Origin of the sequence: Ruania halotolerans (genome assembly GCF_021049285.1) — a bacterium.
Taxonomy (GTDB): Bacteria; Actinomycetota; Actinomycetes; order Actinomycetales; family Beutenbergiaceae; genus Ruania; species Ruania halotolerans.
Genome location: NZ_CP088017.1, coordinates 2,807,338 through 2,823,987, shown reverse-complemented (window position 1 = coordinate 2,823,987; position 16,650 = coordinate 2,807,338). Strand labels below are relative to the sequence as shown.

The following is a 16,650-nucleotide window of genomic DNA, read 5'->3' as shown; positions in this document are numbered from 1 at the left end:
CGCTCTGGGCGCCACGACCTCTCACATCGGTCGGCTGCAGCCTGTGCGATAAACATTACGGCGGCGTAACTGCTCGGACCCGTCCGGCGAACACGGCCTCCCTAGCGTCGTACCCACTGATCGGTACGTCACCAGGAGAGGCCACATGTCTACACCAGCGCCGTCGTCCGTCACCGAGGAACCCACGCTCGCAGGAGCCGCGCCGGGCGCTACGACTGTGGCCCCGAAGCGTCGCACCGGCCGGTGGATCGAGCACTGGGACCCGGAGGACCACGCCTCCTGGGAGGGGGGTGGCCGCCGGGTAGCCCGCCGGAACCTGGGGATCTCGATCTTCGCGGAGTTCCTCGGGTTCGGGGTGTGGGCTCTCTGGTCGATCGTGGTACCACAGCTCGCCTCGGCCGGCTTCGCCCTCACCGTAGATCAGCAGTTCTGGCTGATCGCCGTGCCCAGCCTGGTGGGCGCCACTCTGCGCATCCCGTACACCTTCGCCGTCCCGGTCTTCGGGGGCCGGAACTGGACGATCGTCTCCGCACTCCTGCTGCTCCTTCCGACGACGGCACTCGTGTTCGCCGTGCAGCGCCCGGACCTGCCGTTCGAAGCCCTCCTGGCGATCGCCGCCCTCGCCGGCGTCGGCGGCGGCAACTTTGCCTCGTCGATGGCGAACATCTCCTTCTTCTACCCGGAGAAGGAGAAGGGCCGCGCACTCGGGATGAACGCCGCCGGTGGAAATGTCGGCACGGCCGCGGTCCAGCTCGCGGTGCCGCTGGTGATCGTGGCCGGAGCGGGTATCGCTCTGGAGCGTGCCGGACTGATGTTCATCCCGTTGGCGATTCTGGCTGCGTTCCTCGCGTGGCGGTTCATGGACAACCTCGGCACCGCCAAGGCGGACGTGCGCTCTTTCGCCGTGGCCACGCGGAAGAAGCACACCTGGATCATCTCCTTCCTCTACATCGGCACGTTCGGGTCCTTCATCGGCTACTCCGGCGCCTTCCCCACGCTGATGCGTAGCGAGTTCCCTGAGATGACGCTCTCTATCGCGTTCGTCGGCGCCCTGGTCGGATCCGTGGCCCGGCCGCTCGGCGGCATCATCGCCGACAAGGTCGGCGGGGCTTGGGTCTCGATCATCTCCTACGCAGTGATGGCTATCGGCGCGATGGGGGTGATCCAGGCGCTGGGAGGCGGCAATTTCGGCCTCTTCTTCGGTTCGTTCATGGTGCTGTTCATCGCCTCAGGTGTGGGGAACGGGTCGATCTACCGGATGATCCCGGCGGTGTTCCGTGCCGGCGTCCACACGCCTGAGGAAGCCTCCCGGGCCCGCCGTGCAGCCGCCGGATGTATCGGCATCGCCGGAGCCGTCGGCGCCTTCGGCGGGTTCCTCATCCCTCGCGGATTCGCCGTCTCCACCGATCTGGCCGGTTCGCTGATGCCCGCCCTGTGGCTGTTCATCGCCTGCTACGGCGCAATGGCCGTGGTCACCTGGGCTGTGTATGTGCGCCGCGGTTCGGCAATCGCCGCCGCTGGCATCTGATGGCGGCGAGCGTGACAGAGCCCGTCACTACGGCGGCGGCTCAGACGCACTGTCCGTATTGCGCCCTCCAGTGCGGGATGGCCTTAGAACCTGCTAACGGTGCCGTTCCGGTGACGGTCAGTCCCCGGCAGTTCCCGACGAACGCCGGTGGCCTGTGCCAGAAGGGGTGGACCAGCGCTGAACTGTTGCGCACTCCGGATCGGATCACCACGCCATTGCTGCGCGCCCTCGACGGTGAGCTGCGCCCGGTGAGCTGGGAGGAGGCGCTGACTGCCATCACCGATCGAGTCTCGAGTATCCAGGCCGACCACGGCCGCGAGTCGGTGGCCGTGTTCGGCGGTGGCGGTCTGACCAATGAGAAGGCCTACGCCCTGGGCAAGTTCGCCCGCACGGTGTTGCGGACCCCGAATATCGACTACAACGGCCGGTTCTGTATGTCCAGCGCAGCGGCTGGCACCAACCGTGCCTTCGGCCTCGACCGCGGGCTACCGTTCCCGTTGACCGACCTGGCGGGTGCGGACGTGGTGGTGCTGCTCGGTTCGAACCTGGCCGAGACGATGCCCCCCTCTGTGCAGCACCTCGAGCAGGTCCGCGGCCGGGGCGGCCTCGTGGTGGTCGATCCGCGCAGAAGCCGGACGGCGGCCCTCACCGGGGAGCCGACCGGCACCTGGGGCGAGGGCAGTCAGGGTGTGCACGTCCAACCTGTCCCGGGCACCGACCTGGTGGTGCTGCTCGCGCTCACGCACGTGATCATCGCCGAAGACCTCATCGACCCTGAGTACCTGGCCGAACGGGCCACGGGGTTCGACCAGGTGCGCCGGTCCGTCGCCGCGTGGTGGCCAGAGCGTGCCGAGACGATCTGCGGGGTGCCTGCCGGCACGCTGCGCCGGGTGGCCCGGATGCTTGCCGCCGCAGCGCCGGTCCACGGCGGCCGGGGTGCGTATCTGCTCACCGGGCGTGGGGTGGAGCAGTCCAGCCAGGGCACGGCCACGGTCACGGCCACCATCAACCTGGCGCTCGCCCTCGGGCTGCCGGGCCGGGTGGGCAGCGGTTACGGAGCCATCACCGGCCAGGGCAACGGTCAGGGCGGTCGTGAGCACGGGCAGAAGGCCGACCAGCTCCCGGGCTACCGCTCGATCACCGATCCGGCCGCCCGCGCACACGCCGCCGCCGTCTGGGGTGTCCCGGAGGCGAGCATCCCCGGCCCTGGGCGCCCCGCCGTCGAACTACTCACCGGGCTCGGCCAGCCGCTCGGTGAAGAGGCCCTGGCCGGACGAGCTGGACCACGTGCCCTGTTCGTGCACGGATCGAACGTGCTGGTCAGTGCCCCGAATGTGAACCGGGTGGCCGCTGCGCTGGACCGGCTCGATCTGCTCGTGGTGTGCGACTTCGTGCCTTCGGAGACGGCTCAGCGCGCCGATGTGGTGCTGCCGGTGACCCAGTGGGCCGAGGAGGAGGGCACGATGACCTCCCTGGAGGGCCGGGTGATCCGCCGCCGTCAGGCGGTGGAACCGCCCGGGCAGGCGCGATCCGAGCTGTGGATTTTCGCAGAGCTGGCTCGGCGCCTCGGATCGACGGTCCGGTTCGACACCGACCCTGCCGAGGTGTTCGACGAACTCGCCCGTGCCTCGGCTGGGGGAGTGGCCGACTACGCCGGGCTGAGCCACACCAGGCTGGACGCCGACGAGGCCGAGGAAGGCCCCGGCTTCTTCTGGCCGGTGCCCACTCCGGACCATCCAGGAACACCACGAACGTTCCTGGATACGTTCGCCACACCGGACGGTCGCGCCCGGATGATCCCGGTGGACCACCACGCACCCGCGGACGATGTGCGGCCCGAGACGCCGATCTACCTGGTCACCGGCCGCGTGCTGCAGCACTACCAGTCCGGTGCACAGACCCGTCGGGTCGCGGAACTGAACCGGATCGTGGCCGAACCTCAGGCGGAGATTCACCCGCTGCTGGCCACCCGGTTGGGTATCGACGACGGCGTTCTGGTCCGGCTCCGCTCGGCCCGCGGTGTGGCCGTGGCCCGTGCCCGATGGTCGGAGTCCATCCGCACCGACACCGTCTTCATGCCATTCCACTTCAGCGGCACCGGCAGCGTGAACCTGCTGACCAGCGATGCCACCGACCCGATCTCGGGGATGCCCGAGTTCAAGGTGTGCGCCATCGCATTAGAGCCATCCGAAGGCCGTTCAACGACAGGAGTGCATCGATGAGCGCCCCACGCCGGATCGTGGTGATCGGCCATGGGATGGTCGGTGCCCGGTTCGCCGAGGACCTGATCGCCCGCGCGGACCCCGGCAGCGTGACAGTGCAGGTCCTGGGCGCCGAGGAGTACGAGCCCTACAACCGGGTGCTGCTCAGCGAGGTGGTGGCCGGCCGGTCCGATCTGACCGCCCTGACCCTGCCTGCCATACGGTCGGAGCATCTGCAGATCCGCCACGGCTCTGCAGCGCGCATGATCGATACCCATGCGCGTCGTGTGGGAACCGACGACGGGTGGTACGACTACGACCACCTCGTGCTGGCCACGGGGTCGGCCGCCCGGATCCCCGCCGTCGATGGGCTGCATCCGGACCTGCCGGCCGGAGTGCACGCCCTGCGCACGCTCGACGATGCCCGCGAGATCGTGGCGGGATGCGCCAATGCCCGCACCGCCACCGTCATCGGCGCCGGAGTGCTCGGACTTGAGGCAGCGTGCGGGCTGATTCGCCGTGGCCTGGAGGTCACCGTGCTGCACACCGGCGCCGGGCCGATGGACCGCCAGCTCGATCCGGCCGCCGCCACCGTGGTCACGGCTGAGCTGCGCCGCCTCGGCGCCACCGTGATCACCGATGCACGCACGACGGCGGTGCGCACCAGTGGCGGCAGACTCACCGGGGTGGTCGCTCGAGTCGGAGAGGCGCAGCAGCACGTGCCCACCGATCTGCTGGTGCTGGCCTGCGGGACTGAGCCGGAGACGGCGCTCGCCCGGCAGGCGGGCCTACCCGTGGATCGCGGGGTGCTGGTGGGCCAGGACCTGACCAGCCCGGCAGATGCACGGGTGCACGCGATCGGGGATTGCGCCCAGCCACCCGAGGGAGGTACCGGCCTGATCGCCCAGGGGTGGGACCAGGCCCGCCGCCTCGCCGAACACCTCACTGCGCAGGACTCCACGACCAGCGACTCCTCGACCCGGGCTGGTGGCGAGCGGCCCAGTATGGCGTTGCGGCTCAGCCTGGCCGTGGTCTCCCGGCCCATCGATCGCGCCGCTGGGTCGTCGCCGCCGGTCGCGGCCCCGGATGCAGCCCCGGCCGCCGGCACCGATGTGGTGCGGCTCAAGGCCGCCGGCCTGGACGTCGTCACGATGGGGACGCCCGCGCGCAGGGGCGATGACCCAGCCGAGCGCACCGTCACCCTCGCCGACCCGGACGGTGGGCGGCACCTGAGCGCCACCGTCCGTGATGGCGTCCTCGTGGCTGCCTCGTGTGTGGGTGCACCGGACGTGGGCGCCGATCTGGTGGCCAGCTATACCCGCCGCCTGCCGGTACCGAATGACCCCGCCCACCTGCTGCTGCGCCCCCTCACTCAGGCGCCGGCGCCCGCGGCCGACCCCTCCCGGATGCCGGAGAGCACCACCGTGTGCACCTGCAACGGCGTCAGCAAGGGCGACATCGTCGCCACCTGGCGGCGCGGAGCCCAGTCCACGGAGGAGATCGCACGCACCACCCGGGCCACCACCGGCTGCGGCGGCTGTACGGACGCCGTCTGCGGGCTCGCGCAGTGGCTCGCGGAGTGTGAACCAGCCGCCACGTCAGGTGCCTCTCAGGGTGAGGGGCCCGACGGTGAGAAAACCGTGACGGCGGCGCAACGCACCGCGCACACGTGCGAAATCGCAGCCGAATAGCGTGCTCTGACATAGCCGATGGTTCCGAGAGGAGCCCGTGATCGAACCCCAGGGAGTGCACGCCATGACCGGAGCCAAGCACGTTGTCGTCGTCGGAGGCGGCATGGTGGCCCAGCGCCTGGTGGAGGCACTCGTGGCGCGGGACACCGATCAGGCGTGGCGCATCTCGGTGTTCGCCGAGGAGCCGCTGAAGCCGTACGACCGCGTCGCGCTCACCTCCTACTTCTCTGCGCGGGACGCCGACGAACTCACTCTCGGTGACCCGGCGCTCTGGGATGACCCGAGGGTCACGCTGCACCGCGACCGGGCAGTGACAAGCATCGACCGTGCAAGCAAGCAGGTGACCGACCGGCTCGGCAACATCTGGGACTACGACGAACTGGTACTCGCCACCGGGTCCAGCGCTGCGATGCCGCCGATCCCGGGTAATGACCTGCCGGGCGTGTTCGTCTACCGCACCATCGATGACGTGGCCGCGTTGCGTGGATGGGTCGAGGCGAAGCGTGAGGCTGGTCGGGGAAGCTCGTTCGATCGTCCGGTGCGTGGCGCCGTGATTGGTGGTGGTTTGCTGGGACTCGAGGCTGCCGGTGCGCTGCGGGCACTTGGCGCACAGGCCACGGTGATCCAGTTCGGCACTCACCTGATGGATGCCCAGATCGACCTCGGCGGTGGCCAGGCGCTGACCCGGCTGATCAACGATCTCGGGATCGCCGTGCGCACGGACAGCGCCACCCAGCAGATGCGACAGTCCAAACGCACCGGCCACGTCGGGCGGCTCGACTTCGCCGACGGTGGCCGACTGGACGTCGATGTGGTGGTGGTGGCCACCGGGGTGCGACCTCGGGATGAGCTGGCGCGGGCAGCCGAGCTGCCGGTGGGGGAGCGTGGTGGCGCCGTGGTCGACCTGGCGTGCCACACGGAGGATCCGCACGTCTGGGCAGTCGGTGAGGTCGCGTGCATCGGGGGACGATGCATCGGGCTGGTGGCTCCTGGGTATGCGATGGCCGAGGTGGTCGCGGACCGGCTGCTGGGCGGGGATGCGACCTTCCCAGGCGCGGACACCGCCACCAAACTGAAACTGCAAGGGGTGGATGTGGCCAGCTTCGGTGACGCCTTCGGGCGCACCGAGGGATCGATGGAGGTGGTCTTCGCCGATCCCGTGGCCGGGATCTACAAGAAGCTGGTGCTCTCCGACGACGGACGGACCCTCCTCGGTGGGGTGTTCGTGGGAGATGCCTCCCCGTATGCCAGTTTGCGGCCGATGCTCGGTTCCGAGTTGCCGGGGGACCCGTCCGCCTACCTGGTGCCGGACACTGCCGGTGGCGGCGGGCTGGCCGGTCTCGAACTCCCCGACGACGCCGCCGTGTGCTCGTGCAACAACGTCTCCGCCGGCACCATCCGCGGGGCAGTGACCGAGCACGGGTGCACGGATCTGGCTGGGGTGAAGGCGTGCACGAAAGCGGGCACCAGTTGCGGCTCGTGCCTGCCGCTGGTGAAGAAGATCAGCACCACCGAGCTCGAGAAGGCGGGGGTGGAGGTCTCGAATGCACTGTGTGAGCATTTCGAGCTCTCCCGCGCGCAACTCTTCGACGCCGTCCGGGTGGCCGGCCTGCACACGTTCAGCGAGATCATCGACAGGTTCGGCCGGTCCACCGATCCCGCCTCGGGCCCGGGCCGGGGATGTGACATCTGCAAGCCCGTGATCGCCTCCGTGCTCGCCTCGCTCGGCAACGGGCACATCCTCGAGGGTGAGCAGGCCACCCTGCAGGACACCAACGACCACGTGATGGCGAATATGCAGAAGGACGGTACCTACTCGGTGGTGCCGCGGATTCCGGGCGGTGAGATCACTCCGGAGGGGCTGCTCGTGATCGGTCAGGTGGCCAAGGACTTCGGTCTGTACACGAAGATCACCGGTGGGCAGCGGATCGACATGTTCGGCGCCCGGATCGAGCAGTTGCCGCAGATCTGGAAGCGGCTGGTCGAGCACGGGTTCGAGTCCGGGCACGCCTACGGCAAGTCGCTGCGGACGGTGAAGTCCTGTGTGGGCTCCACCTGGTGCCGGTACGGGGTGCAGGACTCAGTGGCGATGGCAGTGGAGTTGGAGCTGCGGTACCGGGGACTGAGGTCTCCGCACAAGATCAAGCTCGGCGTCTCCGGCTGTGCCCGCGAATGTGCCGAGGCGCGCGGCAAGGACGTCGGCGTGATTGCCACCGACAAGGGGTGGAACGTCTACGTGGGTGGTAACGGCGGGTTCACCCCGCGGCATGCGAAGCTGCTCGCCGAAGACCTCACCTCTGAGGAATTGATTCGCACCATCGACCGGTTTCTCATGTATTACATCCGCACTGCTGACCGGTTGCAGCGCACGGCACCGTGGATTGAGGACGTCGAGGGCGGCCTCGACGGCGTCCGTGAGGTTGTCCTGGAGGACAGCCTCGGGATCGCCGATGACCTGGACGCCGCGATGGCCGCACATGTGGGTGCCTACCAGGACGAGTGGGCGGCGGTACTGGAGGACCCGGAGAAACTGCGCCGGTTCGGTTCGTTCGTGAATGCCCCAGAGACGCCGGACCCGGATCTGGCCTATGTGAAGGAACGCGATCAGATTCGCCCGGCCACACCCGCGGAGCGGGAAGCCGACGGTGCAGACCTGATCCGCCCGGTGATGATTGCTGGCGCCACCTTGGAGGTGCGCTCATGAGTGAGACCACTGCTGAGACGGGCACCTGGGTTGCCGTGTGTGCCCTCGAGGAGCTCACTGTGGAACGCGGGGCCGCCGCATTGGTGGGCGGGCTGCAGATGGCACTGTTCCGCACCCCCGATGACGCCGTGTACGCAGTGGCCCAGCGTGACCCGTTCAGCGGAGCGAATGTGATGTCTCGTGGGATCGTCGGCACCCGGCAGGGGGAGCCGACGGTGGCGGGTCCGCTGTACAAGCAGGTGTTCTCGCTGCGCACCGGGGCATGCCTGGAACGCGCCGGGTACGAACCGCTCGACGGGACTCCAGATCTGACCACCTGGCCCGTCCAGGTGGTGGACACAGTGGTGCAGGTACAGACTTCTCACAGTCGCGACCAGGAAGATGTGAAGTCATGACCTCCATGTTCGGCCTCGATCTGGCGGGTCGCACCGTGCTGATCGCCGGTGGCGGTCCCGTGGCGGCGCGGCGCGCCCAGGCGTTGTTCGACGACGGCGCCCGGTTGCGGGTCGTTGCCCCGTACGTGTGCGAGGACCTCGCCGATCTGCTGCTGATCGCTCCGGATCGCACCGACTGGTTCGAGCGTGAGGTGGTCCGTGCCGATCTCGAGGGGGCGTGGCTGGTGCTCGCCGCGACCGACTCGGTGCAAGCGAATGCGGAGGTGGCCGGGTGGGCCGAGCAGGCCCGGATCTTCTGCATCAATGCCGGTTCAGCGGACCAGGGGACGGCCCGCACACCGGCGACGACTCGGTCCGGTGATCTGCTCGTCGGTGTGGTCACCGATGTCTCCCGCAGCGCCGCCGGTGCGGACCCGCGCCGGGTCGCCGGCGTGCGGGACCAGATCGGTGATCTGCTGCGCGCCGGAGTCGACCAAAGGCGCCAACGCCCGGCTTCGGGCCAGGTGACGCTCGTGGGTGGGGGACCGGGCGCCGTCGATCTGCTGACCGTACGCGGACGGCGGGCGATCGCCGAGGCAGACGTGGTGGTGACCGACCGGCTCGGGCCGGTGGATGTGCTCGCCGATCTGGCTCCCGGGGTGGAGGTCATCAACGTGGGCAAGACACCGGGCCATCACCCGGTGCCCCAGCACGAGATCAACCGCATCCTGGTGGAGCAGGCCCAGCGCGGCCGGCAGGTGGTCCGGCTCAAAGGTGGTGACCCGTTTGTCTTCGGGCGTGGTGGCGAGGAGGTCATCGCCTGCCGTGAGGCAGATGTGCCGGTGCAGGTGGTGCCTGGTATCAGCAGCGCACTCTCGGTGCCGGCCCTGGCTGGGATCCCGCTCACGCACCGTGGCACGTCGGCGTCCTTCCATGTGACCAGCGGGCACGACGGATTGGACTCCGCGGCGCTCGTGGCGGTCGTTGAGCGGAGTGCGACCCTGGTGATCCTGATGGGAGTGTCGAAACTGGCCTCGATCACCGCCCAGGCACTCGAGGCCGGCGCCGACCCGGCCACGCCTGCGGCCGTGGTCGAACGCGGGTCCACTCCCACCGAGCGGATCACCCGCAGCACGCTGGGCGGGCTGGCGGACGATGCGCAGCGCCTTGAGGTGAAGGCGCCCGCGATCATTGTGATCGGGGATGTGGCCGACGACGAAAGGCTCGGCCCCACGTGAGCACGGACGAACCATCTCAGCGAGCTGAACTTCGCCAGGTGATGGCCGGCTGCACGGTGTTGCTGACGGCGGACCGTCGCAAGGGGGAGCTGGCCGCAGCGTTGACGCGGCGTGGCGCCGCGGTGCGGCACGCCCCCGCACTGAGTATTACCTCGCATGTGGATGACGACCAACTGCTCGCCGATACTCGCTCCCTGATCGAGGCCCCACCGGACGTGGTGGTGGTGACCACGGGTATCGGCTTCCGCGGGTGGATCGAGGCCGCCGACGCCCACGGGATGGCCGAGCCACTGCTGGCGGTGCTCGCGCGATCACGGATCGTGGCGCGCGGTCCGAAAGCGCGAGGTGCGATCCAGGCGGCTGGTCTCACGGCGGATTGGGTGGCCGAGTCCGAGACGTCCGCAGAGATCGCCGATGTGCTGCTCGGCGAGGGTGTGGCCGGCCTCCGGGTGGCGGTGCAACACCACGGCGCCGGCGCTGATGGGCTCGATGTGGTGTTCGCCGAGGCCGGGGCGCAGGTGCGCAGCCTGGTGGTGTACCGGTGGGGCCCGCCGCCGGACCCGGGGGCATTGCGAGATTCCGTGCACGCAGCGGCCGAGGGCGAGATCGACGCGGTGGTGTTCACCTCGGCGCCCGGCGCCGAAGCCTGGCTCGCTGCGGCAGAGAGCGAGCACGTGGGGGAGGCCGTGTTCGCCCGGTTCCGCGACTGGTCGATGGTGCCGGCAGCAGTGGGACCGGTGACGGCGAAGCCGCTGGAGCATCGCGGTATCGCACCGCTGCAGCCCGATCGGGGCCGACTCGGCGCGTTGGTGCGCACCCTGGTGGCGCACTACGAGCATGCCGAGACGGTGGCACTGTGCACGCCGGTGGGGACTCTGCAGATCCGATCTCGGGTGGCAGTGCTGGACGGGCACGTGCTACCGCTCTCACCCAGTGGGATTGCCGTACTGCGACTGTTGGCATCGTCCGCGGGAGGGGTGGTCTCGCGGGAGGCGGTCCTAGCTGTGCTGCCGGGGGTGTCGAACGATCCGCATGCGGCCGAGGTGGCGATCGCGCGGTTGCGGGAGGTGGCCGGCAAGGAACTGATCAAGACCGTGGTCAAGCGCGGTTACCGGCTCGAGGTCACGGGTCACTGATCACCAGGTGCTGAAGAGCGTGAATGCGATCGAGCCCACCACCATCGCCACCACGACGATCGCCGCCACGAGGGCTCGGGTGCGTCGGTTCTGCATCGAGGCCTCCCTTCGTGCATCGTCTGCCTGGTGGCTGATCCTCGTGTCACCGTACCGCGGGGCTCATGTCTCCTGATCCACCGCCTTGCCTCCTGATCCACCGTCTTCACGTGCGGCGGGTTCTCACCGCGCCCACGATGAAGGGGGAGAGACCAGCGCCCACCAGCAGACCCGTTGCCACATTCGAGACCGGGTCAAGGAACGCGTCCGTCTCCACCCGCGCACCGTCCACCTCCCAGGTGCAGATGAGCCGGGTAGGGAACGGCTCGAGTTGTGCGTCACGGAAGGACAAGCCCGGCTTGCCGTCAATAGTTGCCGGCACTGTGTCGGCGCGCTCCTGGCACACCAGATCGCTGCCGGTCTTCAGGACAGAGCCGTAGGTGGCGATCGCGACGAGCAGTCCTAGAGCGATCGCGCAGACCCCAGCGGCCCGGACTTGGTGCATGGCTTGGATCGCCCCATTCATCGTGAACTTGCTCATGGCCACCGGCCCCACGTGTACCGGAAGCGGTGCGTGCAGGCCCGCATTTCACGATACGTCGGGAATCAGCCCTCTCCGAGATCGCGCCGGACTTCACTGTGTCCTCCTGCCGACGCACAGTGCCACGGCCTGCTGACTACCCGGTGCCACGGCAGTATTGACGACCTTGAAGCCTCAATACACCGACTACCCGCTTCCTCGACCTACCGCTCGCCTCACGACGTCGCCGCCGTGACCACCGCGCTGACTCGACATGCCGATATCCCCGCTGGGCAGGGGCCTCAGCGGGGTTCGGGGCGGGGGAGTCAGAACGGTGGCGGGTCAGCATCTGTGGTGACAAGGCCGGTGGGCGCGGAACCGGAGACTACGGAGCCAGCGACTGCGGAACTCGAGACTGCGGAACCGCGCACGGAACCGCCAGTCTCACCACCACCTCCGGCCGGACCGCACGCATGGCGGTGGGTACCCCGCGCCTCGATCGCGGCGTCGGCCCCTTCTGCGATCAAGGTGTTCAACGACCGGCGTGGTCCAGAACCAGGGTCCGGCCCCGTGGCGGCTCGCGGCCAGGGCGGTGGGTCGGGTCGGTCGCGATGGCTGGTGTGCCCGCATGGAGTCGGGCCACTCGGGACTCGGAACGTGCCCCGACCGTCGACGAGGTGTTGCTCACCGGACGGTGAGGTCCACAGGTAGGTGCCCGGGGTGACCATCACGTAGGACCAGGACGCACGCGTCTTCGCCCGGTGATGCCGGCGGCACAACGGGGCCAGATTGCAGCCGCAGGTCGGGCCACCGTCCTCGAACGGGACGATGTGGTCCAGATCGCAGCCGCGTGCCCGCCGGGTACAGGAGGGGAACACGCATTGCGGATCCCGTGTGATCACCTGTTCGCGCAGCCGCGGTGGGCTCTCGTACGCCTCACTCGGGTAGTGCCCGGCGAGGTCGACGACCGGCCGAACCAGTATTCGGGTGCCGGAGGTACCGCACCATGACCGGATCTGCTCGGCGGTGACGGGGGAGCGAGTGTTCTCGCACCGGCCAAGGGCCCCGGAGTTCTTCCCGGCGGCGTCGGGGTCGAGAGCGTCGGCGCTCAGGTGCACAACGAGTACGACCCGGCGGCCTGGATCGGCGGGCCGGTTGTGGGTGATGGTGGCCGGTGGTGTTGCGCCATCGCAGTTCTGGCCGTGCCGGCGATCGATCTCTCCCCGCGGGTGTTCGTCTTGGTGCGCCGCCTCGCCGCCGGCGGGAGCAGTCTCACCCCCGGAGGGAGCAGCCTCACCCTCGGCGGGAGCAGCCTCACCCTCGGCGGGAGCAGCCTCACCCTCGGCGGGAACCGGCAGCATCAACTCACGCCGCGCGATCTCGCCGACGGCCCGGGCCCGCCGCACGTCTCTGCTCTCGGTTGAACCCCAGGCAGACAACTGCGCGGCGCTCGCGGACACGGCGGCATCGAGATCGATCGCATCGGCCGTATCCAGTTCTCCCTCGACCATTGTGGTGCTGCGTGAGCCGGGCAGGTCGGGATTCGTGGTGTCGCCGAGGCGGATGTCGAACCCCAGGCGCTCTTCGCTCCGGCGCCGCCGTGCCTCGGCCGCCTCAGGATCGAACTGGTCGAGGGCCGCGTCGACGGCCCGCTGTACCTGGGCCCCGGAACAGGACCCGATGACCGGGGCAAGCTGGGCGTCCACCCAGGCTGCGCCGTCGGCAGGCAGTGCCGTGGTGCTGCGGGCGACCTCCCGGGCCCGCCACAACCGCACCTGGCCGGCGTTCACGCGGTCCCACAGCATCGGCAACCGGAACGCCAGTTCGGTCACCTCACCCACGTATGCACGCGCCGCATCGCCGGACATACTCAGCGTGGTGGCCAGCTCGCAGAAGGCCAGATCCCACACCAGGGGCGCACCTGGGCCGGCGAGCCGCATCGGTGAATGCAGACCCGCCAGCGCGGGCCGGACCACCGGTTCATCGAGGTCAACTACATGATCGGCGAACGCATCGGTGCGAGCACCGTCCACGCAATGCCCCCGCACCCAGTCCACCACGAGCCGGGCCGACTCCACCTCCCACGCCGACGCTGCCTCGCGCGCCCGACGCAGCGACATCAGCACACCCTCGCGCGGTGCGCGGGGCCCACGCGGGCCCCGGCCCGCCATCGGGATCCACGGTGCTGTCGTCGTCATGGTTCCACTCAACCATCGACCACCGACATTGCTGATGGACGGGCGTGCCGGCCATGCCCTTTCCACCAACTGTCGCATTCTGACGTGGCGGGCTGGCGCGGGAAGGTGCGGGCCGCCGTCGGCGTTAGATTGCATGTACCCCACCGAAAGGACGCCTCGATGCTCCCCCTGACCCTTGGCTACAAGGCATCCGCTGAGCAGTTTGCCCCCCGAGAGCTCGTGGAACTGGCCGTGGCGGCCGAGGCGCACGGGATGGAGTCGGTGGCGGTGAGCGACCACTTCCAGCCCTGGCGCCATGACGGTGGCCACGCACCGTTCTCGCTCGCGTGGATGGCGGCGGTGGGTGAACGGACCGAACGGATCAGGATCGGTACGTCGGTGATGACGCCGACATTCCGGTACAACCCCGCCGTGCTCGCTCAGGCGTTCGCCACGATGGGGGTGCTCTATCCCGGGCGGATCATGCTCGGCGTGGGCTCCGGTGAGGCGCTGAATGAGATCGCCACCGGCTTCGCCGGTGCCGGCGAGCAGGAGTGGCCGGAGTTCAAGGAGCGTTTTGCCCGGCTCCGTGAGGCCGTGCGGCTGATGCGTGCCCTCTGGGCGGGGGACCGGGTGGACTTCGAGGGCGAGTACTACTCCACCCACGGGGCCAGCATCTACGACAAGCTCGACGGCGGGATCCCCGTCTACATCGCGGCCGGCGGTCCGATGGTGGCCCGGTATGCCGGGCGGGCCGGCGACGGCTTCATCTGCACCTCCGGTAAGGGGATGGACCTCTACACCGAGAAGTTGATCCCGTCCGTAGCCGAGGGGGCCGCCAAGGCCGAGCGCGACGCCGAGCAGATCGACCGGATGATCGAGATCAAGATCTCCTACGACACCGACCCCGATCTGGCGCTGGAGAACACCCGATTCTGGTCGCCACTCTCGTTGAGCGCCGAGCAGAAGCACTCCATCAACGACCCGATCGAGATGGAACGCGCCGCTGATGCCTTGCCGATCGAGCAGATCGCCAAGCGCTGGATCGTCGCCTCGGATCCCGACGATGCCGTGGAGCAGGTGCTCGCTTACCGCCAGGCCGGGTTTAATCACCTGGTGTTCCACGCTCCGGGGCATGACCAGCGGCGATTCCTTGAGCTGTTCGAGCGCGACCTGGCGCCGCGGTTGCGGGCGGCCGGCTGACTCACTCGGTGAGACGCCTGTGACCTGGGCGTCATGCGGGCGAACGGTTGTGGAAACGTTGCGACCTTACGGTGAGCCACGCACGGTACGGCACGAGAAGAGCGAGGACCCGATGACTGCGACGCCCCCCACTTCGGGCAGCCCCGTGCTGTTGGCATGTTCGCACGGAACGTCCTCTCCGATCGGTCAGCGCTCGATCGCCGCACTCGTGGACGTGGTTGCCCACCAGCGCCCTGATCTGCACGTCGCCGCTGCGTTCGTCGACGTGCAGGACCCCGACGTGCCGTCATCCCTGGACGCACTGGGCGAGACTCCCGTTCGCGTGGTGCCGCTGTTGCTCTCGGCCGGGTACCACGTGCACGTAGATCTTGCTGAAGCCGTCGATGGGCGCGAGCATGCGCAGGTCACCGGCGCACTGGGACCGGACTCGCGGATCGTGCGGTTGCTGGTGCGGCGCCTACGCGAGGCAGGGCTGCGCGAGGACGATGTGGTGGTGCTCGCGGCCGCAGGATCGTCCAACGTGAGTGCGGTGGCCGACTGTCGTCAGGTGGGGGATGAGCTCGGAGCGGCCTTGGGTCGTCGGGTCACCACAGCGTTTCTCTCCGCGGCACAGCCGCGCCTTCCCGACGGCGTAGCCCAGGCCCGCAGCCGCCTCACCTCCCGTGGGGGCCGGGTCGTGGTGGCCACGTATCTGCTCGCCCCCGGATATTTTGCCGACTTGGCGGCCTCCTACGGTGCTGACGTGGTCACGCCCCCGTTGCTCATCGAGACCGAACCCCCCGCGGCAGAGCTCGTGGAGATCGTGCTCGATCGTTACCGTGGAGTATGAGAATTCTCCGGGGAGCATTCTCAAGTGTGGCGGGTGTGACGCCCGCCGCGGATGACAGCAGCGGACAGTCCTGACTCCTCAATTCAGCGTCGGCACGATTCAGTCCACCGTCAGCACGATCTTGCCGGTGGTGTGGCCGGACTCGATCGCGGTGTGCGCCGCCGCTGCTTCGGTCCACGGCAGAACCTGGTCGATAATCACCTCGAAGCGCCCGTCAGCCACCAGTGCCGCCACCTCGCCGAGTGCGTGCCAGGCCCGCCCCTGTGACCCTTCGGACACGACCGCATCGGTTTCACCCGAGAAGTCCGCGATCGTCACCACCCGGGTGGGATCGCCGGTGAGTTCGATGAGCTCCGCTACCGAGCCCTTCCCGGCCAGGTCCGCCGCCACCAGCTCCGCGCCCTGGCCAGCCAGCAGCTCTCGCACCCGCTGGGCCAGCCCTGGCCCATAGGTAGTCGGCAGTGCGCCGAGCCGGCGCAGCAGGTCGTGCTTGGCTTCCGACGCCGTCCCCACGACGGTCAGGCCGCGCAGCATGGCCAGCTGGACCAGTGTGGTGCCGACCCCACCGGAGGCCCCATCGACCACGAGCACCTGCCCGTCCCGGGCGTCGAGCCGGTCCAGGATCCGCATCGCGGTCTCGGCCACGGTCACCACGGCCGCCCCCTGCTCGAAGGTGACCTCATCGGGAAGGTGCGCGAACGCCGTCAGCGTGCTCCGCTCCGCCGTCACGGACGTTCCGGCGCCGAACACCCGGTCCCCCTCGGCATACCCCTGCACGCCCTCGCCGACCTCGTCCACCACCCCTGCGGCGTCCAGCCCCGGGATGCGCGGCGCCCGTAGGCGCCGGCCCTCGGGGGCGAACGCTCCGGAACGTAGCTTCGCATCGATCGGGTTCACCGCTACCGCCCGGGTGGCGATCCGTACTTCGCCCGGGCCTGCGTGCGGCTCCTCGGCCTCACCCAGGGCGAGCACGTCCGGTCCACCGTAGGTGTGATGTTGCAGGGCTCGCATGA

12 protein-coding genes are annotated in these 16,650 nt (G+C 69.1%); 9 read left to right on the top strand and 3 right to left on the bottom strand.

The window, feature by feature from the left end; genetic code table 11:
* Nucleotides 1-145: 145 nt before the first annotated feature.
* The 7 genes from LQF10_RS12550 (at nucleotide 146) to LQF10_RS12520 (ending at nucleotide 10,872) form a co-directional block, all read left to right on the top strand.
* The gene (locus tag LQF10_RS12550; protein ID WP_231064185.1) at nucleotides 146-1,528 is read left to right on the top strand and encodes an MFS transporter; all 1,383 of its coding nucleotides are present in this window, start codon (nucleotides 146-148) and stop codon (nucleotides 1,526-1,528) included.
* Entirely contained in the window at nucleotides 1,528-3,750 is a 2,223-nt protein-coding gene (locus tag LQF10_RS12545; protein WP_290371091.1) for a molybdopterin oxidoreductase family protein, read from the top strand. The genes LQF10_RS12550 and LQF10_RS12545 overlap by 1 nt, the downstream gene beginning before the upstream one ends.
* Complete coding sequence (locus tag LQF10_RS12540; protein WP_231064183.1) at nucleotides 3,747-5,420, top strand: FAD-dependent oxidoreductase; 1,674 nt, start codon at nucleotides 3,747-3,749, stop codon at nucleotides 5,418-5,420. The genes LQF10_RS12545 and LQF10_RS12540 overlap by 4 nt, the downstream gene beginning before the upstream one ends.
* A 64-nt stretch (nucleotides 5,421-5,484) precedes the next feature.
* Entirely contained in the window at nucleotides 5,485-8,124 is a 2,640-nt protein-coding gene (gene nirB, locus LQF10_RS12535; RefSeq protein ID WP_231067331.1) for a nitrite reductase large subunit NirB, read from the top strand.
* Entirely contained in the window at nucleotides 8,121-8,519 is a 399-nt protein-coding gene (gene nirD / locus LQF10_RS12530) for a nitrite reductase small subunit NirD (RefSeq protein ID WP_231064182.1), read from the top strand. The genes nirB and nirD overlap by 4 nt, the downstream gene beginning before the upstream one ends.
* Nucleotides 8,516-9,736 carry a uroporphyrinogen-III C-methyltransferase gene (gene cobA / locus LQF10_RS12525; RefSeq protein WP_231064181.1) on the top strand — a complete coding sequence of 407 codons (1,221 nt, stop codon included), beginning with the start codon at nucleotides 8,516-8,518 and terminating at the stop codon, nucleotides 9,734-9,736. Before nirD ends, cobA begins: the two co-directional genes overlap by 4 nt.
* 41 nt (nucleotides 9,737-9,777) lie before the next feature.
* Nucleotides 9,778-10,872 carry a uroporphyrinogen-III synthase gene (locus tag LQF10_RS12520; protein WP_231067330.1) on the top strand — a complete coding sequence of 365 codons (1,095 nt, stop codon included), beginning with the start codon at nucleotides 9,778-9,780 and terminating at the stop codon, nucleotides 10,870-10,872.
* Between the two features lie 202 nt (nucleotides 10,873-11,074).
* Here the strand turns inward: LQF10_RS12520 and LQF10_RS12515 are convergent, their stop codons facing one another.
* Nucleotides 11,075-11,449, bottom strand: a complete 375-nt coding sequence (locus LQF10_RS12515) for a hypothetical protein (protein WP_231064180.1) — start codon at nucleotides 11,447-11,449, stop codon at nucleotides 11,075-11,077.
* A 305-nt stretch (nucleotides 11,450-11,754) separates the two neighbouring features.
* Nucleotides 11,755-13,626 carry an HNH endonuclease signature motif containing protein gene (locus LQF10_RS12510; RefSeq protein WP_231064179.1) on the bottom strand — a complete coding sequence of 624 codons (1,872 nt, stop codon included), beginning with the start codon at nucleotides 13,624-13,626 and terminating at the stop codon, nucleotides 11,755-11,757.
* A gap of 159 nt (nucleotides 13,627-13,785) precedes the next feature.
* Between LQF10_RS12510 and fgd the strand changes: the two genes are divergently transcribed.
* Nucleotides 13,786-14,808 (top strand): glucose-6-phosphate dehydrogenase (coenzyme-F420), encoded by a 1,023-nt coding sequence (fgd, locus tag LQF10_RS12505; protein ID WP_231064178.1) that lies wholly within the window; start codon nucleotides 13,786-13,788, stop codon nucleotides 14,806-14,808.
* Between the two features lie 112 nt (nucleotides 14,809-14,920).
* Nucleotides 14,921-15,637 (top strand): sirohydrochlorin chelatase, encoded by a 717-nt coding sequence (locus tag LQF10_RS12500; protein WP_231064177.1) that lies wholly within the window; start codon nucleotides 14,921-14,923, stop codon nucleotides 15,635-15,637.
* A gap of 99 nt (nucleotides 15,638-15,736) precedes the next feature.
* On the opposite strand, the gene LQF10_RS12495 is transcribed toward LQF10_RS12500, so the two are convergent.
* Nucleotides 15,737-16,648: a quinone oxidoreductase family protein gene (locus LQF10_RS12495; RefSeq protein WP_231064176.1), complete on the bottom strand. Its 912-nt coding sequence runs from the start codon at nucleotides 16,646-16,648 to the stop codon at nucleotides 15,737-15,739.
* Nucleotides 16,649-16,650 lie beyond the last annotated feature (2 nt).

Excerpts from the sequence above, each read along its gene's own strand:
- LQF10_RS12515 (WP_231064180.1), bottom strand. The coding sequence starts at position 11,449 with ATGAGCAAGTTCACGATGAATGGGGCGATCCAAGCCATGCACCAAGTC.
- LQF10_RS12540 (WP_231064183.1), top strand. The coding sequence starts at position 3,747 with ATGAGCGCCCCACGCCGGATCGTGGTGATCGGCCATGGGATGGTCGGT.
- LQF10_RS12495 (WP_231064176.1), bottom strand. The coding sequence starts at position 16,648 with ATGCGAGCCCTGCAACATCACACCTACGGTGGACCGGACGTGCTCGCC.
- fgd (WP_231064178.1), top strand. The coding sequence starts at position 13,786 with ATGCTCCCCCTGACCCTTGGCTACAAGGCATCCGCTGAGCAGTTTGCC.
- nirB (WP_231067331.1), top strand. The coding sequence starts at position 5,485 with ATGACCGGAGCCAAGCACGTTGTCGTCGTCGGAGGCGGCATGGTGGCC.
- LQF10_RS12550 (WP_231064185.1), top strand. The coding sequence starts at position 146 with ATGTCTACACCAGCGCCGTCGTCCGTCACCGAGGAACCCACGCTCGCA.
- cobA (WP_231064181.1), top strand. The coding sequence starts at position 8,516 with ATGACCTCCATGTTCGGCCTCGATCTGGCGGGTCGCACCGTGCTGATC.
- nirD (WP_231064182.1), top strand. The coding sequence starts at position 8,121 with ATGAGTGAGACCACTGCTGAGACGGGCACCTGGGTTGCCGTGTGTGCC.
- LQF10_RS12545 (WP_290371091.1), top strand. The coding sequence starts at position 1,528 with ATGGCGGCGAGCGTGACAGAGCCCGTCACTACGGCGGCGGCTCAGACG.
- LQF10_RS12510 (WP_231064179.1), bottom strand. The coding sequence starts at position 13,626 with ATGACGACGACAGCACCGTGGATCCCGATGGCGGGCCGGGGCCCGCGT.
- LQF10_RS12520 (WP_231067330.1), top strand. The coding sequence starts at position 9,778 with ATGGCCGGCTGCACGGTGTTGCTGACGGCGGACCGTCGCAAGGGGGAG.
- LQF10_RS12500 (WP_231064177.1), top strand. The coding sequence starts at position 14,921 with ATGACTGCGACGCCCCCCACTTCGGGCAGCCCCGTGCTGTTGGCATGT.